Raw genomic sequence first — 20,447 nt, 5'->3', positions numbered from 1 at the left:
GCGGGCCGGTTATCTCCGGAGCGCTCCGCTGGCGTCGAATTGCGCTTCGCGGCCTTCCATCTGGGCGCGGTACCAGTTCTCGCGGTGGGCGCACATGATCTTCTCGTGCACGCCGGCCGCGCCGGGGACGAACCGCCGGGCCAGTTCCATCGCGGTGATGAGCGGGAAGCGGACGATCGGGATGATCATCCACGGAAGCACTTTCGGCATCGAGTACTTGCGTCGCGTGCCCGGTCCCATGAACATCGCCGAGTACACCGAGTTGATGCGGAAGTTGTAGTGCTCCCGCAGTCTCTTCAGACCGCGGTGCCCGTCGCGGGGCGCGAACGCCTGCGGGTAGGACTCGATGAGTTCCTTGCCGTGCTCACCCGAGTCGTACGAACGGGAGATCACGGTGGTCATGAGCGCGCGGATGCTGTCGGCGATGGTCTCGGGGTACCACTGCATGCGCACCCCGAGCAGGTAGCCCATGTACTTCTGGAAGTGGATGAGCGCGCGGATCTCTCGTGGGGTGGTGTGGTAGCCGAGGGTCCACAGGGCCAGGCCCGGGGTGAGGCTGCCCGCGATGAGGGTGAGCAGCATGTAGGTCTGGCTGATCGGCAGTCCCCACTTGGCGATGTCCCATTCGGGGTGCTTCGCGACACGGGAGCGCACCGACACGTGCATCACGCGGACCTTCAGCGCGGTGGCCCGCCCCTTCGAACCCGGGGTGAGCAGGGCACCGGGTTCGGATACGTCGATCCAGAACCGGCAGGTCTCGAGGAAACGTCGTAGGGCGTTGTCGCCGGCATAGCCTCCGGCGAGCGACAGCGGTGTCGCGACGGCCGCCTCGGTGTAGATCTCGAGGGTCTCGGCGCCCGCGAAGCTGAACAACATCGTGCCCCAGCGACGCCAGATCGCGGCGCCCTGTTCGACGAGTTCGGGCTGCACCCAGTCGGGCACGGTCTCGAATTCCTCGAACAGTGCCTTCATCGCGTCGGGCACGTCGTCGAGCGAGTCGATGCCGTCGACGAGGGCCTTGTCGAGCATCTCGCGGGTCTTCTTCGGCCCGAGTTCACCGTGGTAGACCTCGTCGACGAAGCGCTCGGCCGTGGGGTCGCCGCTGAACAGGTCGTTGCACAGGGCCCGAGCCTGCTCGTCGGTGGGCAGGAAGTCGAAGCCGGTGAGCCGGCGGACGAGACCACGGGTGCGCTTCACTCCGGGCTTGTCGAGCGCCTGCCAGTAGGGAAAGGCGCTCGGGCATCGGTCCTGCGTGGTGGTTCCGGGACCGGCGAGCGTTCGGGTCATGCCGATACCTCCTCGAGTACCGTTCGGCGGATCCACGCGACGAGCCGTCCGACGACGTCGGAGAGACCGTCCGGTTGATCCACGAGATAGTGGTTGAGGTTGCGCATCTCAATCAGTTCGTTGTGAGTACCGGCGAGCGCGTCGTACATCAACCGCGAGTCCTCGGCGAAGGCCGCCTGGTCGCCGAGCAGGCTCATCACCATCGTCGGGGTGGTGACGTTGCGGAGATCGGTGAGGGCGTCGGCGTGGGTGTGGTCGACGCTCCACGTGCTGAGCCAGCTACGCACCGTGACGAAGCGGGCCAGACCACCGGCGGCGGTGTTGGCCGCCTTCGGATCTCCGTACATGGAGCCGAGTTCGCGGTCGCTCGGGTCGAGGTTCAGGTCGACGAAGCGCGGGTCCGCGACGGTACGGTGCACCACGAAACCGCGATCGGAGGCACCCGTGCGTTCGAGGTCGGCGAGCTGCTCGAGCGCCCAGGCGTCGATGCGGCGCATCCGCGCGAGCTGCGCGTCGCGGTAGCGCTGCACCCATTCGAGATCGAGCGGTGCGGTGCGCCCGGGGGCGTAGAGGTCGAGATCGGGATCCGTGGCGTAGGGGTCGGATTCGTCGGTGACCGCGCCGTCGATCCAGTGCCGGAGAACCCGTGCCCGGCCGGGGTGCGCGCCGACGAGCATCAGGGCGTCGGCCGGTCGCAGGTTCGCCTCGGCGAACGGTGCCGGGCCGCCCGCGGGTGTGGTCGTCACGGTCGGGTTCTGCGCCTGCGACTGGTAGAACGACGCGAGCGACCCGCCACCGCTGAACCCGAGGAGTACGACCTTCTCGAAGCCGAGTTCGTCGGTCATCCACCGCACTCCGGTGCCGAGGTCGAAGGCGGCCCGCTCCATGATGAGTGCCGGTTCGTTGGACGAGTAGCGGGTGTTGAGTCCCATTGCGGGGACGCCTGCTTCGGCGAAGGCGCGGAGCAGGAAGTGGCTCAGGAAGTTCGAGGCCGGGTGGCACATGACCACACCGACGTCCTTCGAGTACCCGGGTTGCGCGACGAGGTTGCCGTGCAGCGTCGCGTAGTGGCGGCTGAGCCCGGAGTGCATCTCGACGCGACCGTCGTTCGCCGGTTCGTACGGGATGCGCTGGAAGTGGTCTCGGGTCGTGGTGGAACTGGTGGAAGTCATGTCACCGTCCGGTATTTGAGCATCATGTCGTGGTCTTCGTGGTCGAGGATGTGGCAGTGCCACACATATCCCTGCAGGTCGCCGCCGGCAGTGTCGCCGTGGTCGGCGTGGTCACCGTGTTTGCCGTGGCCGGCGCGGTGCGGATCGAAGGTGTGGACCGCGCGCGAGAACGTCGCGTCGGGGTCGAAGCCGAGTTCGTCGGCCGTCGGGAAGTACGCGACGATGCGGGTCACCGAGTTCGGATCGCAGATGACCGTGTCCTTGTAGCCGGTCTCCCACGGCTCCGGTCCCCGCATCGGTTCGACGACGTACGGGTCGGGATCGGGCGTCCACTTGAGCCCGATGGGCGGTTGCGGCTGCCGCGCACACATCGCGAGGGTGTCGATCGCCTGCCGTCCCAGAACGCGGAAGTGCACCAGGTGCAGGTGGATCGGGTGCGGGTCGGGCGTCGCGTTGACGATGTTCCACTGCTCGACGGTGCCCTGACGCGGCATCTCGATGTCGGTGCTGTGGTACATCAGGTTGTTCAGCGACATGATCGACGGCGGGATCCGCACCTCCGAGGGCTGGCTCAGCGATACGTTCCGTACGTTCTGCGGCACCGGGATCGGCCCGACCGCGGGTGGAAGACCGGGGCCGCCGCGCAGGCGGTCCGGGACCGGACCGGTGAACCCGCGGCCGGATTCGGCTCGGAAGCGCATGAACAGCGGCATGAGCACGGCACCGATCTGCGCGGCCTGCGGTGCGGCGGGTTCGGAGTTGCGCAATTCGACGGTGGCGTCCGCGTCGAGCTGCGCGAAGTCGACGAGCAGGTCCACGCGTTCGCCGGGCGACAGTCGCACGCGGGTCGTAGGGACGGGCGCGTCGAGCAGGCCACCTTCCATGCCGATCACCCAGAACGGCATGCCGTTGGAGAAGTGCAGGTCCCAGATGCTGAACGACGCCGCGTTGAGCAGCCGGACCCGGTAGAGCCCTCGCGCGACCCGGGCCTCGGGCCAGATCCTGCCGTTGACGACGCCGACGTCGCCGACGGCGCCGCCCTCCCAGCGACCCTGCGGGACGATCGGGGTGGAACGGATGCTTTGCGAACCGTCGCCGTTGACGATCTTCTCCTGCAGCACCAGATCGAGTTCGAACTCGCCGGTGGGCAGGCCCAGCGGGTTGCCGGGCAGTCCGGTGTCGTAGTCGTCGCGGAGCAGATACATGCCGGCCAGTCCCGCGTAGGCGTTCAGTCGGGTGACGGCCATGGCGTGGTCGTGGTACCACAGCGTCGTCGCGTCCTGACGGTTCGGGAAGCGGTACGTGAATCCCTGTCCGGGCCGGGAGATCTGCTCGGGGTTGCCGTCGAATTCCGGAGGCGTGACCCCACCGTGCAGGTGCATCGAGGTGGGGACGTCGGTGCGGTCGCGTTCGCTCAGACCGTGCAGCGAGGTGTCGAAGTCGACGGCGAAGGGATGCGCGTCGATGCGGTTGCGGTACTCGATCGACGTCTCCTGCCCACGGTGCGCCACGAGAGTCGGTCCGCCGTAGGTGTTGTCGCCGTAGGCGAGAGCGGGACCGGGCGGAAGGTCGCGGTGGAAGCTGTGCATCGTGCTGACGGCGTCGATCCAGTAGGACGACGAGTCCAGACGCGGCAGGACGGGCAGGCCGTCGACGAAGGGTTCGAGTCGTGGGGAGTGGAACAACAGGGGGCGGGAGATGTCCGGCCCGTCCGCGAACGCTCGGCCACCGAGAAGCACCGCACCGGTTCCTGCGGCGAGCCCGGCGAGAAGGGTTCTACGGGTGAGTCTCTGCATGACGCGGCTTTCTGTGTTCCGGATCGGGAGTCGATGCGGACAGTCATCGTGACCGCCGCCACAGTACCATACGGTATGGTTTGGTCAATAGTGCGCACAGAGGAGTGCAGATGACTCGATCCCCCTGCTCGGCGATGGTTTCGGCGGTCGCTGTTCTCACCCTCGGCGCGGTGGCTCCGGCGCCCGCAGCGGCCGATCCGAGCCCTGCGCCGTGCTCCGGCGCAGACGCTGCCGTGGCGCTCGTCCACGACCTCGCGAGCACTCCGGACGTGTGGTCCGATCTGCGCGCCGACCTCACCGGAGCCGGCTTCTGCACCGTCCCCGTCACCTGGGGCGAACCGGCGGGCACCGATGTCCCGGTCCCCCTCGCCGGCCTGCGGGGCGTCGACGCGGGCGCACGCGACCTGGCCGACGCCCTGGACGAGCTGTGCGGGCAGCGATCGCAGTGCACGGTCGACGTCGTGGCGCACGGCGCCGGTTCCCTCGTCACCCAGCGATACCTGCAGGATCACGGCAACGATCGGGTCCGGTCGCTGACCACACTCGGCCCGATGTGGCACGGCACGGAGATCGCCGGACTGGCCGCCGCCGAGCAGACCAGCCGCGACCTCGGCACCTACGACGCGGTCCTCACCCTCGAGAAGCCGCTCGTCGACCCCCTGTGTGCCGGATGCCGCGAGATCATCACCGGATCGGATCTTCTACGCGACCTGCATGCGCGCGGAGCGCCCACGGCCGGGATCGACTACACCGACATCGTCTCCCGCTGCGACGGACTCGTCGTCCCGCCCGAGAACGGGGCGCTGCCCACCTCGACCGCGGTCACGCTTCCCGGGCCGGATTCGTCACCATGCGTTCACCATTGGGCACTCCCCCACGATGGCTCGGCACGCGATGCCGTCCTCACGGCACTGCCCGGTTCGGGCATGTAGTCTCGATTTCGGATCCGATCGAGACGAGGTGACCATCTGTGGCAGAGCAACCGGCGAGGAGCGGTCGCCGGTCGGGCAGACGACCACGACTGTCCCTCGACGACTGGACCGAGGCAGGCCTGCGCCTGCTCGTCTCCGAAGGACGCAGCGCCGTGAAGATCTCGCGCCTGTGCGACGACCTCGGAGTCACCAAAGGTAGCTTCTACTGGCACTTCTCCGACATCGACGACCTGATGAAGGCCATCGCCACCCGCTACACCTCGCAGGACAACGACGCCGCGCGCGGTCTGACGAGCCTCGAGGAACTGCCCGTCGACGAACGGCTCGCCCACATGGGAGCAATGCTCGTCGACGAACGCGCCTGGGAGGCCGAGGTCGCGGTCCGCGAATGGGCGCGCAGCGACCCGCAGGTCGCCGAGTCGGTTCGCGCACTCGACCAGCGCATCATGGCCGTCGTCCTAAACTGTTTCCTCGAACTGGGTTTCGACGAGGAAGAAGCCGAGCTGCGCGCCGGCACCCTCGTCTACGCGGGCATCGGCTTCCTGTACGGCCGCGACAGCCTGCCCTCCCCCACGGCCACGCAGATCCAAGAGCTGTTGAAGATCCTGGTCCGCCGCTGATCCCTCTCGGCCCTGGCCCTTCTCCGGCGCCGCTCCCGAGCAGACGATGCCCGGGGTGGATCACTCCACCCCGGGCACCTGCCACCCCGCCACCGTGGTCCTGTCTAGCGCGCCTCGTTCAGCCGATCGACCGCCTCGTCGTAGCCCCGGACGAGTTCGGCCATGATCTCCGCGACGGGACGGATCTCGTTCATCCGCCCCACCACCTGCCCGACCGGCATCGCGACGGCCTCGGGGTCGTCGGCCGCCGACATGCGCTGGTGCGCCTCGCTCACGAGGATGTTCTGTAGCGGCATCGGCAGCGGTTCGGGCGCATCGGGTTTCGACCACGCCTCCGTCCACTTGGTCTTGAGCAGACGCGCGGGCTTGCCCGAGTAGATCCGCGACCGCACGGTGTCGGACGAGCTCGCTCCGAGCAACGCGCGCTGGATCGACGAGGGGCCGTGCGCGGCCGCTCCGAGCTTGTACTCCGAGGTGGTGAGCCAGTACGAACCCATCCACACACCGGAGGCGCCGAGGGCCAGCGCCGCCGCGACCTGCCGTCCCGATCCCACACCGCCGGCGGCAAGCACTGCCGCGGAATCGCCGAGTGCATCGACGATTTCGGGCCACAGCACCATCGACGCGATCTCACCGGTGTGCCCGCCGGCCTCGTAGCCCTGCGCGATCACGATGTCGACACCGTTCTCGACGTGCCGCTTCGCGTGCTCGACCGCACCCGCGAGTGCCGCGACCGGCACCCCCTTCTCGTGCGCGAGGTCGATGACGTCCTTCGGCGGCGATCCCAGTGCGTTGGCGATCAGGGCGGGCCGGTGGGCGAGGGCGACGTCGACGTGCGAGCGCGCGACCGAATGCAGCCAGCCCAGAACACCGCTCGCCTCGCCGACGTCGTCGGACAGCGGCGGGACACCGAGTTCGTCGAGCGTGCGATTGACGAAGGCACGGTGCTCGGCGGGGATCAGTTTGTCGAGGTCCACTGCGGTGCCCTCGGTGGGCACCTTGGCGGGCATCACGATGTCGACGCCGTACGGTTTGCCGTCGGTGTTCTCGTCCATCCAGGTCAGGACGGCGTCGAGTTCCTCCGGGTCGTTGAACCGCACGCACCCGAGGACGCCGAGTCCGCCTGCGCGGCTGATCGCCGCCGCGACGTGTTCGGAGGGCGTGAATCCGAAGATCGGATACTCGATACCGAACTTCTTGCTGAGGCCGGTCTGCATGTGTCCTTCTATCCCGTCGCCGCGGCGCCGTTGCCGTCGCCGTTGCTGTAGACCTCGTCGGCAGGACGCAATCCGGTCTGGTCCTTGGCCCACCGGTAGTCGGGCTTGCCGGCCGGCGACCGCTTGATCTCGTCGACGAACCACACCGCGCGCGGCACCTTGTACCCTGCGATCTTCGACCGTGCCGTCGACATGAGTTCGTCGAGCGTCGTCTGCTCGCCCTCACGCAGGGCGACGACGGCGGAGACCCGCTCGCCGAAGCGCTCGTCCGGCACACCGACCACCAGGGCGTCGAAGACCGCCGGGTGCTGCTTGAGTGCGCCCTCGACCTCCTCGGGGTAGACCTTCTCGCCGCCGCTGTTGATCGAGACCGAACCGCGGCCGAGCATCGTGACGGTGCCGTCGGCCTCGACGCGTGCGTAGTCGCCGGGGATCGAGTAGCGGATCCCGTTGTACTCGCGGAAGGTCGCCTTGGTCTTGGCTTCGTCCTTGTAGTAGCCGAGCGGGATGTTGCCGGTGCGCGCGACCATGCCGACCTTGCCGGAGCCCGGTTCGATCGGGTTGCCGTCGTCGTCGAGGACGGTGGTCGACTCGTCGATCTTCACCGTGGGGCCGCCACCGAGGGTCTTGCCCTTCTCGGCGATACCGATGCCGCCGAAGCCGGTCTCGGACGAACCGATGGAGTCGGTGATGACCTTGCCGGGCAGCAGGTCGAGGAAACGATCCTTGATGGACGGGGAGAACAGAGCGGCGCTCGACGCCATGGCGAACAGCGTCGAGAGGTCGTAGGGCTGACCGGTCTTCGGGTTGCCCTCCTCGAGTGCGTCGAGCATGGGGCGGGCCATCGCGTCGCCGGTGATGAAGATGACGTTGACCTTGTGGTCGTCGATGATGCGCCACACCTCGTGGCCCGAGAACTCGGGGTGCATGATGACCTTGCCGCCGCTGAACAGCGACTGGAACAGCGCCCACTGGGCGCCACCGTGGATCATCGGCGGGATGGGATAGCGCACGAGACCGGGATTCTCGGCGCCCTCCTTCGCCAGCTGCCATTCGTCCTTGACCCACTCGCCGGTCATGAAGTTGATGCCGCCACCGAGGACGCGCCAAACGTCCTCGTGACGCCACATCACGCCCTTGGGGTGGCCGGTGGTGCCACCGGTGTAGAGGATGTAGATGTCGTCGGCGCTACGGTCTTCGAAGTCGCGTTCCGGCGGGCTCTGCGCCAGTGCCGCTTCGTATTCGACGCCGCCGTAGGCCGAGAAGTCGACGTCGGTGCCGTCCTCGACCACCACGACGGTCTTCACCAGCGGTGTGCTCGGGAGGACGTTCGCCACCTTGTCGGAGTACCGGCGCTCGTGGATGAGGGCCACCATGTCGGAGTTGTCGAAGATGTACTGCAACTCGTTCTCGACATAGCGGTAGTTGACGTTGATCATGATGGCGCGGATCTTGAAGACCGCGATCATCGCCTCTACGGCCTCGATGGTGTTCCGGGAGTAGATGCCGACCTTGTCGCCCGGCTCCACTCCTTGTTCGCGCAGGTAATGAGCAAGTCGGTTGGCTCGTTCCTCCAGCTGTGCGTAGGTGACCTCACGTCCGTCCGAGGCCAGCGCGACGCGCTCGGGAACGAGGTCGATTGCGTGTTCGACGAGGTCTGCGATGTTTAGGGCCACGCTGACAAAAGTAGAACGTGTTACCGTTTCTGACAAGACCCGAATATGATCCAGTTCACAACACCGCGAGGAGTCCTGCCAGTGTCCGCTACCGAAGCCCCCGGCGCAGCCGATTCGGACATCTCGTCCCGCGAACCGCACTGCCTCGTCGAGCAACGCGGCCACGTCCTGATCGTCACGCTCAACCGCCCCGAAGCACGAAATGCGCTGTCCGGCGAGATGATGGCGATCATGAACGAGGCGTGGGACCGCGTCGACAACGATCCCGAGATCCGCGTCGCGATCCTCACCGGCGCCGGCGGCGCGTTCTGCGCGGGTGCCGATCTCAAGGCCATGAATGCAGCGCCTCCCGGAGACAAGTTCGAGCAGGGCGAGCGGAGCGACGGGAATGGCAACGGGGGTGGGTGGGACCTGTCGCGCCTGCCGGCGTTGCTGAAGGGTCGCCGCCTGACGAAGCCGCTGATCGCGGCCGTCGAGGGCGCCGCCATCGCCGGCGGCACCGAGATCCTGCAGGGCACCGACATCCGTGTCGCCGGCGAGAGCGCGAAATTCGGTGTCTCCGAGGCGAAGTGGGGACTGTTCCCGCTCGGCGGATCCGCCGTGCGTCTCGTCCGGCAGATCCCGTACACGATCGCCGCCGACATCCTGCTCACCGGCCGCCACATCAAGGCCGCCGAGGCCAAGGAGATCGGGCTCATCGGTTACGTCGTCCCTGACGGCACCGCACTCGACAAGGCCCTCGAGATCGCCGAGACGATCGCGAACAACGGCCCGGTCGCGGTGCAGGCCATCCTCCGGACCATCCGCAACTCGGAAGGTCTGCACGAGGAGGAGGCATTCCGGATCGACGCCGAGCTCGGTGCCGCCGTCTTCAAGAGCGCAGACGCCAAAGAGGGTCCGCGGGCATTCGCCGAGAAGCGTGCCCCGAAGTTCACCGGCTCCTGACCTGCGCCGCTGTGGACCGCGCTCCCATCCGTGAGAGCGCGGTCACAGTCATGTCATTAGCTCTGCTACATTGCCTGCTGTGACCCACAACACAAGGCCACAGCGTTCGCCGAGGTAATGAGGAGCCCATGTATCCAGGAGTCCACGCCCGCACCGCCCCGGACAAGCTCGCCGTCGTCCTGGCCGACAGCGGCCGGAGCCTGACCTACCGCGAACTCGACGACCGGTCGGCAGCGCTCGCCCGCGTGCTGCACGATTCCGGGCTCCGCCCCGGCGACGTCGTCGCCCTCCTCACGGAGAATCAGCCGGAGGCCTTCGAGGTGTTCTGGGCCGCAATGCGGTCCGGTTTGTACATCACGGCGGTCAACAGCCACCTCACCGCCGGCGAGGTGGCGTACATCGTCGAGGACAGCGGCGCCAAGGCCCTGATCGTGTCGGCCACACTGGGCGATCTCTCCGAGCAGGTCGGCGAGAAGGTCACGATCGGTTCCGCGCGACTCGCGTTCGGCGGCGCCGTGCGCGGTTTCGAGTCGTACGAGGACGCCCTCGCCGCGGCCGGTCCACGGCTCGACGAGGAGCCGTGCGGCGCCATCATGCTGTACTCGTCCGGAACCACGGGCTTCCCCAAGGGAATCCAGCCGGATCTCCCGGAACGTCGCGTCGACGAACCCGGTGAGCCGCTGGTGACGGTGGCGCAGTTCCTCTTCGGCCTCACCGACTCCGACGTCTACTACTCCCCCGCCCCGATCTATCACGCAGCGCCTCTGCGCTGGGGTGGGGCGATCCACGCGCTCGGCGGCACGGTGGTCCTCGCCGAGAAGTTCGACGCCGAGACCGCACTCCGGCACATCGAGGAGCACAAGATCACCGCCGGGCAGATGGTGCCGACGATGTTCGTGCGCATGCTCAAGCTCGACGACGAAATCCGCGCCCGCCACGACCTGTCGAGTCTGCGCGTGCTCGTTCACGCCGCCGCGCCGTGCCCGCCGGAGGTCAAGCGGGCGATGATCGACTGGCTCGGACCGGTGATCTACGAGTACTACAGCTCCACCGAGGCCAACGGGATCACGTTCATCAACAGTCAGGAATGGCTCGAACACCCGGGCTCGGTCGGCAAGAGTGTGCTCGGGCCCGCGCACATCTGCGACGAGGAAGGGCGCGAACTTCCGGCCGGCGAGGTGGGGACGATCTATCTCGAGTACGAGAAGGTGCCGTTCTCGTACCACAACGATCCCGAGAAGACCGCGGCGTCGCAGCATCCCGAGCACCCCACCTGGACCACGGTCGGCGACCTCGGTTATCTCGACGAGGACGGTTACCTGTATCTGACCGACCGCAAGTCGTTCACGATCATCTCCGGCGGGGTGAACATCTATCCGCAGGAGATCGAGAACGTCCTCGCCCTGCATCCGGCCGTCGAGGACGTCGCCGTGATCGGCGTGCCGCATCCGGAGATGGGCGAGGAGGTCAAGGCCGTCGTGCAGGTGTCGTCCGATGCCACCGCATCACCCGATCTCGCCGACGAGCTCATCGCGTACGTCCGAAATCGGGTCGCCCACTTCAAGGTGCCGCGGTCGGTGGACTTCGTCGACGAACTGCCCCGTACCCCCACGGGCAAGCTGGTGAAGGGCAAGCTGAAGGCGGCCTACGCTTCCTGACGCCATACGCGGCGGGCGGAAGCCGTCCTCACGGAACGGTTTCCGCCCGCTGCTGTGTCCAGCGCAGCACCACGGCCCAGCGCAACATCACCGTCTAGCGCAGCACCACGTCGGCGATCGTGCGGACCTGGTCGACGTCGCGGCAACCGACCAGCAGCATCGTCACGCCGGCCTCCTCCCACCGCTTCACGCCCTCGCGTACCTCGTCGGCGTTACCGACGATCATCGTCTCGGTGATCATCTCGTCCGGGATCGCGGCGGCCGCCTCGTCCTTGCGACCGGCACGGAACAGCGCGGTCACCTCCTCGACCACGGCGTCGTACCCCATCCGCCGGTAGACCTGCGCGTGGAAGTTCAACTCCGGCGCGCCCATTCCCCCGACGTACAGCGCCGTCACCGGTTTCATCGCCGCGATGGTCGCCGCGCGGTCGTCGGTGACGACCACCTGGCAGGTCGCGGCGATCTCGAAGTCCTCGCGGGTGCGCCGGGCACCCGGACGGGCGAACCCCTCGTCGAGCCACTCGTCGTACATCGACGCCAGCCGCGGGGTGTAGTAGATCGCGAGCCAGCCGTCGGCGATCTCGGCGGTGAGTGCGACGTTCTTCGGGCCTTCGGCGCCGATCCAGATCGGGATGTCCGACCGCAACGGATGCGTGATGGGCTTGAGCGGTTTGCCGAGCCCGGTGGAGCCGGCGCCCGCATAGGGCAGCGGGAAGTGCGGTCCGTCGCTGGTCACCGGCTCTTCGCGCGCGAGCACCTTGCGGATCACGTCGACGTACTCGCGGGTGCGCGCCAGGGGCTTCGCGAACGGCTGCCCGTACCAGCCCTCCACCACCTGCGGCCCCGAGACGCCGAGGCCGAGGATATGCCGGCCACCCGAGAGGTGATCGAGCGTCAGCGCATGCATCGCGCAGCTCGTCGGTGTGCGCGCGGAGATCTGCACGACGGACGTCCCGAGCCGCACCCGTTCGGTGGACGAACCCCACCAGGCGAGCGGAGTGAACGCGTCGGATCCCCACGATTCAGCGGCGAAGACGGCGTCGAATCCTTCGGCCTCGGCCGCAGCAACGAGTTCCGGTGCGTTCGGGGGCGGCTGGGCACCCCAGTAACCGAGTTGCAGTCCCAGTTTCATTGGACGCCTTTCCTGTCGGACGAATCGCGGCGAGGTGCAGTTCGCGCGCCGCTCTTGCCAGCAACACTAGAACCTGTTCTACTCGAAATTGTGAGCCTGGGAAAGAGCGCGGTTGCCGAGCCACCGCTGAGCGCACCGCTGAATCTGAAGTTCGACTACACACGATCCACCGGGCCGACCGTCGGAGCGTTCGTCACCGGACTGCGCGACGGCCGCATTCTCGGCGCGCGCGGATCCGACGGACGGGTCCTCGTCCCGCCCCCCGAATTCGACGCGGTCACCCATGAACCGCTCACCGAGTTCGTCGAGGTCGGGCAGACCGGCACCGTGGTGAGCTGGACGTGGAACGCCGAGCCGTTGCCCGGACAGCCGTTCGACCGGCCGTTCGCGTGGGCGCTGATCCGTCTCGACGGAGCCGACACGACGCTGCTGCACGCCGTCGACGTCGCGTCCCCGGACGAGATCGGGACGGGTCTGCGTGTGCGCGTGCGCTGGGCGGCCGAGCGCACGGGCGTGATCCACGACATCGAGGCCTTCGAACCCGGCGAGTCGACCCTCACCGTGGAAGCGGCCGACGGTGAACCGGTCACCATGATCACCACTCCCGTCGACCTGCACTACCGCCATTCGGCCTCCCCCGAGGAGTCCTGGTACCTGCGCGGGCTCGCGGAGGGGAAGATCATCGGCGGTCGCACCGGCCCCGGCGGGAAGGTCTACGTGCCGCCGCGCGGCGCGAGCCCGACCGACGGCGTGCCCACCAAGGAACCGGTGGAGGTCTCCGACAAGGGCATCGTCACCACCTTCTGCATCGTCAACGTCCCGTTCATGGGCCAGCAGATCAAGCCGCCCTACGTCGCCGCCTACGTGCTGCTCGACGGCGCCGACATCCCGTTCCTGCACCTGATCCTCGAGTGCGACGCCTCCGAGGTGCGGATGGGCATGCGCGTCGAGGCCAAGTGGCGTCCGCGCGAGGAGTGGGACCACACGCTGCGCAACATCGAGTACTTCCGGCCCACCGGTGAACCCGACGCCGACTACGACACCTTCAAACACCACCTCTAGGAGCAGCGGACACCATGACAGACATTGCAGTCGTCGGCTTCGCGCATGCTCCGCACGTGCGCGAGACGTTCGGCACCACCAACGGCGTCGAGATGCTCGTCCCGTGCTTCCAGGAGCTGTACGACAAGCTCGGCATCACCAAGTCCGACATCGGATTCTGGTGCTCGGGTTCCTCCGATTACCTTGCCGGACGCGCGTTCTCGTTCATCTCGGCGATCGACGCGATCGGTGCGGTCCCGCCCATCAACGAGTCGCATGTCGAGATGGACGCGGCCTGGGCGCTCTACGAGGCGTGGGTCAAGCTCATCACCGGTGAGGTCGACACCGCCCTCGTCTACGGCTTCGGCAAGTCCTCGGCCGGCACCCTGCGGCGCACCCTCTCCCTGCAGCTCGATCCGTACCTCGTGGCACCGCTCGGCGTCGACTCCGTCTCACTCGCCGGCCTGCAGGCCCGCATGGGTCTCGACTCCGGCAAGTGGACCGACCGCGAGATGGCCGAGGTCGCGGTGCGCAGCCGCGCGGCCGCGAAGAACAACCCGAAGGCCCAGCTCTCGGGTGATCTCGACATCGAGGACCTGCTCTCGCAGCCGTACATCGCCGATCCGCTGCGCAAGCACGACTGCGCTCCGGTCACCGACGGTGCCGCCGCGATCGTCCTCGCGAGCGGCGACCGGGCCCGCGAGCTGTGCGAGAACCCCGCGTGGATCACCGGGATCGAACATCGCACCGACTCACCGAACTTCGGCTCGCTCGACCTCACGGTGTCGGCCTCCGCACGGGCTGCCGCGCAGGCGGTCACCGGTGGCGACACCGCCTTCGACGTCGCCGAACTGCACGCGCCGTTCACGCATCAGGAGCTCATCCTCCGCGAGGCGATCGGCCTGGACGATTCGACGACGATCAACCCGTCCGGCGGACCGCTGACGGGCAACCCGATGTTCTCCGGCGGTCTCGAGCGCATCGGTTACGCAGCGCAGGCGATCATGGACGGCACGGCCGGACGTGCACTCGCGCATGCGACGAGCGGTGCTGTGCTGCAACAGAATCTGGTAGCCGTTCTGGAGGGACGCAACTGATGGCGAAGCAACCCGCAGCTGTCCTCGGAACCGGGCAGACCCACTACGTCGCCAAGCGGCACGACGTGTCGATGTCCGGCCTCGTCCGCGAGGCGATCGACCGAGCCATGGCAGACGCCCAGGTGGGCTGGGACGACATCGACGCCGTCGTGATCGGCAAGGCCCCCGACCTGTTCGAGGGCGTCATGATGCCCGAACTGTCGATGGTCGACGCCATCGGCGCCACGGGCAAGCCGATGCTGCGCGTGCACACCGCCGGGTCCGTCGGGGGCTCGACGGCGAACGTCGCGGCAAGCCTCGTACAGGCCGGTGTGCACCGCCGGGTGCTCGCGGTGGCCTGGGAGAAGCAGTCCGAGTCGAACGCGATGTGGGCGCTGTCCACACCGGTCCCGTTCACCATGCCGGTCGGTGCCGGTGCGGGCGGCTACTTCGCGCCGCACGTCCGTTCGTACATCCGCCGGTCCGGCGCGCCCGAGCACATCGGAGCGATGGTCGCGGTCAAGGACCGTCTCAACGGCGCCAAGAATCCGTACGCCCATCTGAAGCAGCCCGAGATCACCCTGGAGAAGGTGCAGGCCTCGCAGATGCTGTGGGACCCGATCCGGTACGACGAGACGTGCCCGTCGTCCGACGGTGCGTGCGCAGTCGTGCTCGGCGACGAGGACACCGCGAAGGCCGCCGAGCAGTCGGGCCGCAAGGTGGCCTGGATCCACGCCACCGCGATGCGCACCGAACCGACCACCTATGCCGGTCGCGACCAGGTCAATCCGGAGGCCGGCCGGGTCGCCGCCGCGGCGCTGTGGAAGCAGGCCGGTATCACCGATCCGCTCACCGAGATCGACTGCGCCGAGATCTACGTGCCGTTCTCGTGGTTCGAGCCGATGTGGCTCGAGAATCTCGGCTTCACCCCCGAGGGTTCGGGCTGGAAGCTCACCGAGGCCGGCGAGACGGCCATCGGCGGCCAGTTGCCGATCAACATGTCCGGCGGCGTGCTCTGCTCCAACCCGATCGGTGCGTCGGGCATGATCCGCTTCGCCGAGGCCGCGATCCAGGTGATGGGCAAGGCGGGAGACCACCAGGTGGACGGTGCCCGCAAGGCGCTCGGCCACGCCTACGGTGGTGGCTCGCAGTACTTCTCGATGTGGGTCGTGGGCTCCGACCGGCCCACGAACTAGGAGGCGGGCATGGTCTCGTTCACCGTCGGGGTCGCGATGACCCCGCTCGACCAGCTCACCGGCATCGCGCAGACCGCCGAGGAGTGCGGATACACGTCGATCGCCCTGCCCGACTCCCTGTTCTACATGGAGAAGCAGACGGTCGACTATCCGTACACCCCCGACGGTTCGCGGATGTGGACACCCGACACCCCGTGGGTCGATCCGCTCATCGCCGCGGCGTCCATGGCGGCCGCCACGTCGACGATCCGGTTCTACACGCAGGTGCTCAAACTCGGCTCGCGCAATCCGGTGTTGCTGGCCCGGCAGGTCGGTTCGGTCGCCAATCTCACCGGCAACCGGTTCGGTCTCGGTGTCGGGATCGGATGGGCGCCGGAGGAATTCGAGTGGTGCGGCGTCCCGTACGCCAAGCGCGGCAAGCGCGTGGACGAGATGATCGACGTGCTGAAGCTGATCCTCGGCGGTGGCATGGTCGAGCACCACGGCGAGTTCTACGATTTCGACCGGCTCCAGATGAGCCCCGCCCCCACCGAGCCGGTGCCGTTCTACGTCGGTGGGCACACCGATGTGGCGCTGCGGCGCGCGGCCCGGGTCGGGGATGGTTGGACGTCGGCGATGATCAAGTACGACGATCTCGTCGAGGTCATCACGCGCCTGCGCGAGTTGCGTGCCGAGTACGGCCGCAGCGACGAGCCGTTCGAGATCCAGGCCGTGTGCGTCGACAGGTTCGGCAGCTCCGGTTATGCCGAACTCGCCGACGCCGGGGTCACCGACATCATCGTGGTGCCGTGGATCTTCGACGGGCACGGATTCGACTCGCCGCTCGAGGCGAAGCAGGAATCGCTACGGAAGTTCGCCGACAAGTACATCCACGGAAAGGACGCGGCATGAGCGAGGAACATCCGGCGCGCGTGGCGGCCCGGGCGTCGCAGACGGCGGCGAGCGGGAAACGCAAGGACGAGTGGCTCGCGCTGTTCGCCGAGGATGCGTGCGTCGAAGATCCCGTCGGCCCGTCCGGTTTCGATCCCGAGGGCAAGGGACACCACGGGCACGAGGCGATCGCGAAGTTCTACGACATGACCATCGCGAACACCGACAAGCTCGAGTTCCTCGTCGACGACGTGCTGGTGTGCGGCGACGAATGCGTCAACATCGGCACGATCCGCACGACGATGGCGGGCAATCTCATCGACGCGGAGGGCGTGTTCGTCTACCGGGTCGACGGCGGCGGGAAGATCGTGTCGCTGCGTGCGTTCTGGGAAGTGGATCGCGCGATGAAGACTCTGCGACCGGTCTCGTAGCATCGGCGGTATGCCGACCGCCGGAATCGTTCTCGCAGCAGGGGACGGCTCGCGGTTGGGTGGACGCGCGAAGGCGTTGCTCCCCCACCGTGGCCGCCCCCTGCTGCATACCGTCGTCGATGCGCTGCTCGGCGGTGGTTGCGACGAGGTCGTGGTGGTGGTCGGTGCGTTCGGCGACGAGGTCGCCGCAGCCTGTCCGGCCGGCGCCACGGCGGTGCACAATCCCGACTGGTCCGACGGCATGTCGACCTCCCTGCGCCGCGGGGTGGACGCGGCGCGCACCCACGACCGGGTCGCGCTCACCGTCGTCGACTTTCCCGGCATCACGGCCGATCTGGTGCGCCACGTCCTGGCTGAGCACCGGCCGGGCACGGTCACGCTCCCCGTCTTCGAGGATCGTCCCGGTCACCCGGTGGTGTTCGACCTCGCCGACGCGTTCACTGCCGCCGAGGAGGCCACCGGCGACGAGGGCGCGCGGTCCTTCCTCACCCGCAATCGTGACCGCGTGCAGCGTCTCGACTGCACCGGGCTCGGCGACCCCGGAGACGTCGACACCTCCGAGGATCTTCGCCGCCTGACCTGACCGCGTCGCCGTCCGGCGTGTCGGCGTCGCGTCCCGGTGACCGCTCGGAGAAGGTAGGGGGTGCTCTCCTGGATTCTCTACGCGCTCGCAGCCGTCGGCAGTTTCACCGCCGGAACCGTCCTCGCCGCGCCGAGCGTCGACACCTATCCACTCGATACCGGGTTCGGATTCGGTGCCGTGGAGACTTCGGGTATCACCGCGTCTGCCACGGGAGCGCTGGTCACCGTGTTGATCACGCTGTGGTTACGCCACCGGGTGGGCGCGCTCGTCACCGTCGTGGCCGGAGCCGCACTCGTGGCGGTTGTCGCCATGCCGGGTGCGTGGCGGTTCGACATGTACGTCTCGGCGGTCGGTGCAGGCCTGGTGCTCGGTGCCCTCGTCGTCTGCTGCGCCCGAATCGCGGGCACCCGACTCCCCGCGGTGATGACCGGTGGCGTCGTCGCCGCGCTGCTCACCGCAGAACCCATCGCGGAATACCGGGAGTTCGCGGCCTCCTCGCCCGGAAGCGCCGTGTACCTCGAGGTGTCGGCGCAGCCCGCCAACGCGGTGTGGACGGTTCTCTCGGCGACTGTCATCGCGGTGGCAACAGCGGCTCTCGTGATGCGTGCCGGTGCTCCCGCTTCGGTCGACGAACGACGATGGGATGTGAGGGAAACGGTGGTCGGTATCGGCCTACCGCTCGTTGCCGTCGTGCTGTATCGGTCTCTTCACAGTGCCGTGTGGTCTCCGGATGCGAATCCCGGCGGGAACGGACGATGGCTGTGGGGCATCGTCGCTGTCCCACTTGTGATCGGTGCTGCCCTGTGGCTGCGCGAGAGAATCGGATCGGTCCTGCTCGCCGCCTTCGCCGTGGCCGTCGCCGCGGGTACCGCTCCCTCGTGGATACCCGGCGGATGGTTCCTGCCGGCCGTGATGGTCGTGCTCGCCGCCGTCGGCGCGTGGCTGGGCCGTCGCGCGCCGATGCCGATGGCCGGAGTGGGCGTGCTCGCGTTCGTCACGATCACGGCGATCTTCACTCGTACGCCCTGGGACAACGTCCACCTCCTGGCGACCCTCTTCGTTCTTCCGGTGGCAGCCGCGTACACGATCAGCGCGGCACTACCGTCGACGAGCGCGGTCACCGCCGCCTCCTTCTCGCTGCCCGCCGTGATGGCGTTGCCTCTGCTCACCCGATTCGGATGGACCGCCTACACGCCTCTCACCGGTTCCCCGTCCGGGTGGGCGCCGGACTCGTGGACGGTTCTGACGACCGGTGTATCGGTAGCCGGTGTGCTCGCGACGGGGGCCGCGATGTGGTGGATCGCCCGCAGGTCCGAGGCCCGGTAGACGACACGGGATGTGCGAGGTCCCCGGCGCGCAGGGGTGGCCGGGGACCTCGATGTTCGGTTCGGTCGGTGTTCGGTTCGGTCAGTGCTGGACCGGGCACCCACCCGAGGTCTTGTAGTCGACCTGGAACTCCTTGATGCCGTTGAGCCAGCCCGACCGCAGACGGTGCGGGTCGCCGATCTTGGTGATGTCGGGGATGTGGTCGGCGATCGCGTTGAAGATCAGGTCGATCTCCATGCGGGCGAGATTCGCGCCGAGGCAGTAGTGCGCACCGGTGCCACCGAAGGCGAGGTGCGGGTTGGGATCCCGGAGAATGTCGAACTCGCGGGGATTCTCGAACACCTCTTCGTCGTTGTTGGCCGAGGCGTACAGCATGACCACGCGCTCGCCCTTGCGGATCGTCTGTCCGCCGAGCTCGGTGTCCTCGAGCGCCGTGCGCTGGAACGAGGTGACCGGGGTGGCCCAGCGGATGATCTCGTCGGCGGCGGTCTTCGGCCGGTCGCGCTTGAAGATCTCCCACTGCTCGGGGTTGTCGAGGAAGGCCGCCATGCCGTGGGTGATGGCGTTGCGGGTGGTCTCGTTGCCAGCCACCGCGAGGACGATGAAGAAGAAGCCGAACTCCTCGGGAGCCAGCTCGTCGCCGTCGATGTCGGCCTCGATGAGGGTGGTGACGATGTCGTCGGCCGGGTTCTCCTTGCGGGCGGCGGCCATCTGGTAGGCGTAGCCCAGCACCTCCATGGAGGCGGCCGCCGGATCGGCGGTGTTGTCCGGGTCGTCGTAGCCCGTCATCTGGTTGGACCACTCGAAGATCTTCGCGCGGTCCTCCTGCGGGACGCCGATGAGATCGGCGATCGCCTGCAGCGGCAGTTCCGCGGCGATCTGCGTGACGAAGTCACCCTGACCGGCCTGGCAGGCCTCCTGGACGATCATCTTGGAGCGACGGTCGAGCTCGTCGCGCAGGCCGTTGATCGCACGGGGCGTGAAGCCTCGGGCGACGAGTTTGCGCAGCTTGGTGTGCTCGGGGGCGTCCTTGTTGAGCAGGACGTGGCGCTGCAGTTCGATGGCCTCGCGCGGAATGTCGTCGTTGAACCGCGGAATCGCAGTGTTCTCCCAGTTGGAGAACACGTCGCTCCGGCGGGAGACCTCACGGACCTCCTCGTGCCGGGAGACAACCCAGAAACCCTCGTCGTGGAAACCACCGACGTCGGGAGACTTCTTGTTCCACCACACCGGTGCCGTCTTGCGCAGTTCCGCGAACTCTTCGAACGGCATACGGTCTGCGTACAGATCGGGATCGGTGAAGTCGATGTCTTCGGGGATGTTCGGCTGCGCCACTGATATCTCTCCTGCCCTGGCGAGTACCGCTCGCGTGATTTGTAACACGTTCTAGAACCATTCAAACACAGGTGCGCCGTGCGACCAAGAGATCCGCACGTCCCGTGTGATAATCAAGTTCTGTTGCCTCTCGGAGAAACCTGTTCTATTTTGC

18 protein-coding genes are annotated in these 20,447 nt (G+C 67.6%); 11 read left to right on the top strand and 7 right to left on the bottom strand.

Annotated elements, in window-relative coordinates:
* Nucleotides 1-9 precede the first annotated feature (9 nt).
* From AC0LPE_RS03035 to AC0LPE_RS03025, 3 genes are read right to left on the bottom strand one after another with little or no spacing between them, the layout of a single operon-like run.
* A complete protein-coding gene (locus AC0LPE_RS03035; protein ID WP_106200657.1) occupies nucleotides 10-1,287 on the bottom strand; it encodes an oxygenase MpaB family protein in 1,278 nt (425 codons plus the stop codon).
* Nucleotides 1,284-2,459 (bottom strand): alpha/beta hydrolase family protein, encoded by a 1,176-nt coding sequence (locus AC0LPE_RS03030; RefSeq protein WP_490605578.1) that lies wholly within the window; start codon nucleotides 2,457-2,459, stop codon nucleotides 1,284-1,286. The genes AC0LPE_RS03035 and AC0LPE_RS03030 overlap by 4 nt, the downstream gene beginning before the upstream one ends.
* On the bottom strand, nucleotides 2,456-4,255 hold the full coding sequence (locus AC0LPE_RS03025) for a multicopper oxidase family protein (RefSeq protein ID WP_490605577.1): 1,800 nt from the start codon (nucleotides 4,253-4,255) through the stop codon (nucleotides 2,456-2,458). Before AC0LPE_RS03025 ends, AC0LPE_RS03030 begins: the two co-directional genes overlap by 4 nt.
* Before the next feature lie 110 nt (nucleotides 4,256-4,365).
* On the opposite strand from AC0LPE_RS03025, the gene AC0LPE_RS03020 reads away from it, so the two are divergent.
* Complete coding sequence (locus AC0LPE_RS03020; protein ID WP_490605576.1) at nucleotides 4,366-5,187, top strand: esterase/lipase family protein; 822 nt, start codon at nucleotides 4,366-4,368, stop codon at nucleotides 5,185-5,187.
* A 38-nt stretch (nucleotides 5,188-5,225) separates the two neighbouring features.
* On the top strand, nucleotides 5,226-5,807 hold the full coding sequence (locus tag AC0LPE_RS03015; RefSeq protein ID WP_490605575.1) for a TetR/AcrR family transcriptional regulator: 582 nt from the start codon (nucleotides 5,226-5,228) through the stop codon (nucleotides 5,805-5,807).
* 104 nt (nucleotides 5,808-5,911) lie between these two features.
* On the opposite strand, the gene AC0LPE_RS03010 is transcribed toward AC0LPE_RS03015, so the two are convergent.
* On the bottom strand, nucleotides 5,912-7,024 hold the full coding sequence (locus AC0LPE_RS03010) for an NAD(P)H-dependent flavin oxidoreductase (protein ID WP_160873698.1): 1,113 nt from the start codon (nucleotides 7,022-7,024) through the stop codon (nucleotides 5,912-5,914).
* A gap of 8 nt (nucleotides 7,025-7,032) precedes the next feature.
* On the bottom strand, nucleotides 7,033-8,700 hold the full coding sequence (locus tag AC0LPE_RS03005) for an acyl-CoA synthetase (protein WP_490605574.1): 1,668 nt from the start codon (nucleotides 8,698-8,700) through the stop codon (nucleotides 7,033-7,035).
* A 45-nt stretch (nucleotides 8,701-8,745) separates the two neighbouring features.
* Here AC0LPE_RS03005 and AC0LPE_RS03000 point away from each other — a divergent pair, with 45 nt between their 5' ends.
* Nucleotides 8,746-9,645, top strand: a complete 900-nt coding sequence (locus AC0LPE_RS03000) for a crotonase/enoyl-CoA hydratase family protein (RefSeq protein WP_490605573.1) — start codon at nucleotides 8,746-8,748, stop codon at nucleotides 9,643-9,645.
* 128 nt (nucleotides 9,646-9,773) lie between these two features.
* Complete coding sequence (locus AC0LPE_RS02995) at nucleotides 9,774-11,303, top strand: AMP-binding protein (protein ID WP_490605572.1); 1,530 nt, start codon at nucleotides 9,774-9,776, stop codon at nucleotides 11,301-11,303.
* Between the two features lie 94 nt (nucleotides 11,304-11,397).
* Here the strand turns inward: AC0LPE_RS02995 and AC0LPE_RS02990 are convergent, their stop codons facing one another.
* The gene (locus AC0LPE_RS02990) at nucleotides 11,398-12,435 is read right to left on the bottom strand and encodes an LLM class F420-dependent oxidoreductase (RefSeq protein WP_230788377.1); all 1,038 of its coding nucleotides are present in this window, start codon (nucleotides 12,433-12,435) and stop codon (nucleotides 11,398-11,400) included.
* Between the two features lie 90 nt (nucleotides 12,436-12,525).
* Between AC0LPE_RS02990 and AC0LPE_RS02985 the strand changes: the two genes are divergently transcribed.
* Genes AC0LPE_RS02985 through AC0LPE_RS02955 form a run of 7 tightly spaced genes read left to right on the top strand, consistent with a single transcriptional unit; the run spans nucleotide 12,526 to nucleotide 18,958 of the window.
* On the top strand, nucleotides 12,526-13,497 hold the full coding sequence (locus AC0LPE_RS02985) for a Zn-ribbon domain-containing OB-fold protein (RefSeq protein WP_159416763.1): 972 nt from the start codon (nucleotides 12,526-12,528) through the stop codon (nucleotides 13,495-13,497).
* A 14-nt stretch (nucleotides 13,498-13,511) separates the two neighbouring features.
* Nucleotides 13,512-14,573, top strand: a complete 1,062-nt coding sequence (locus tag AC0LPE_RS02980; protein ID WP_060653743.1) for a thiolase family protein — start codon at nucleotides 13,512-13,514, stop codon at nucleotides 14,571-14,573.
* Entirely contained in the window at nucleotides 14,573-15,748 is a 1,176-nt protein-coding gene (locus AC0LPE_RS02975; protein ID WP_120281367.1) for a thiolase family protein, read from the top strand. The genes AC0LPE_RS02980 and AC0LPE_RS02975 overlap by 1 nt, the downstream gene beginning before the upstream one ends.
* Nucleotides 15,749-15,757: 9 nt before the next feature.
* Complete coding sequence (locus tag AC0LPE_RS02970) at nucleotides 15,758-16,639, top strand: TIGR03619 family F420-dependent LLM class oxidoreductase (RefSeq protein WP_120281366.1); 882 nt, start codon at nucleotides 15,758-15,760, stop codon at nucleotides 16,637-16,639.
* Nucleotides 16,636-17,049, top strand: a complete 414-nt coding sequence (locus AC0LPE_RS02965) for a nuclear transport factor 2 family protein (protein WP_229566968.1) — start codon at nucleotides 16,636-16,638, stop codon at nucleotides 17,047-17,049. Before AC0LPE_RS02970 ends, AC0LPE_RS02965 begins: the two co-directional genes overlap by 4 nt.
* Nucleotides 17,050-17,059: 10 nt before the next feature.
* Nucleotides 17,060-17,632, top strand: coding sequence for a nucleotidyltransferase family protein (locus AC0LPE_RS02960; RefSeq protein ID WP_229566967.1), 573 nt, complete (start codon nucleotides 17,060-17,062; stop codon nucleotides 17,630-17,632).
* A gap of 60 nt (nucleotides 17,633-17,692) precedes the next feature.
* Nucleotides 17,693-18,958, top strand: coding sequence for a hypothetical protein (locus tag AC0LPE_RS02955; protein WP_229566966.1), 1,266 nt, complete (start codon nucleotides 17,693-17,695; stop codon nucleotides 18,956-18,958).
* Between the two features lie 81 nt (nucleotides 18,959-19,039).
* Here the strand turns inward: AC0LPE_RS02955 and AC0LPE_RS02950 are convergent, their stop codons facing one another.
* Nucleotides 19,040-20,293: a cytochrome P450 gene (locus tag AC0LPE_RS02950; RefSeq protein ID WP_016694670.1), complete on the bottom strand. Its 1,254-nt coding sequence runs from the start codon at nucleotides 20,291-20,293 to the stop codon at nucleotides 19,040-19,042.
* Nucleotides 20,294-20,447 lie beyond the last annotated feature (154 nt).

This window comes from Rhodococcus sp. S3 (assembly GCF_058211795.1).
Note: the sequence above shows the minus strand (reverse complement) of the source record. Positions and strands in the feature narration are given on the sequence as shown.

What these genes read in the sequence shown, in the direction of transcription:
- AC0LPE_RS03030 (WP_490605578.1), bottom strand. Translation starts at nt 2,459, where the DNA reads ATGACTTCCACCAGTTCCACCACGACCCGAGACCACTTCCAGCGCATC.
- AC0LPE_RS02980 (WP_060653743.1), top strand. Translation starts at nt 13,512, where the DNA reads ATGACAGACATTGCAGTCGTCGGCTTCGCGCATGCTCCGCACGTGCGC.
- AC0LPE_RS02975 (WP_120281367.1), top strand. Translation starts at nt 14,573, where the DNA reads ATGGCGAAGCAACCCGCAGCTGTCCTCGGAACCGGGCAGACCCACTAC.
- AC0LPE_RS02965 (WP_229566968.1), top strand. Translation starts at nt 16,636, where the DNA reads ATGAGCGAGGAACATCCGGCGCGCGTGGCGGCCCGGGCGTCGCAGACG.
- AC0LPE_RS03035 (WP_106200657.1), bottom strand. Translation starts at nt 1,287, where the DNA reads ATGACCCGAACGCTCGCCGGTCCCGGAACCACCACGCAGGACCGATGC.
- AC0LPE_RS02995 (WP_490605572.1), top strand. Translation starts at nt 9,774, where the DNA reads ATGTATCCAGGAGTCCACGCCCGCACCGCCCCGGACAAGCTCGCCGTC.
- AC0LPE_RS03020 (WP_490605576.1), top strand. Translation starts at nt 4,366, where the DNA reads ATGACTCGATCCCCCTGCTCGGCGATGGTTTCGGCGGTCGCTGTTCTC.
- AC0LPE_RS02960 (WP_229566967.1), top strand. Translation starts at nt 17,060, where the DNA reads ATGCCGACCGCCGGAATCGTTCTCGCAGCAGGGGACGGCTCGCGGTTG.
- AC0LPE_RS02970 (WP_120281366.1), top strand. Translation starts at nt 15,758, where the DNA reads ATGGTCTCGTTCACCGTCGGGGTCGCGATGACCCCGCTCGACCAGCTC.
- AC0LPE_RS02990 (WP_230788377.1), bottom strand. Translation starts at nt 12,435, where the DNA reads ATGAAACTGGGACTGCAACTCGGTTACTGGGGTGCCCAGCCGCCCCCG.
- AC0LPE_RS03000 (WP_490605573.1), top strand. Translation starts at nt 8,746, where the DNA reads ATGATCCAGTTCACAACACCGCGAGGAGTCCTGCCAGTGTCCGCTACC.
- AC0LPE_RS03025 (WP_490605577.1), bottom strand. Translation starts at nt 4,255, where the DNA reads ATGCAGAGACTCACCCGTAGAACCCTTCTCGCCGGGCTCGCCGCAGGA.
- AC0LPE_RS03010 (WP_160873698.1), bottom strand. Translation starts at nt 7,024, where the DNA reads ATGCAGACCGGCCTCAGCAAGAAGTTCGGTATCGAGTATCCGATCTTC.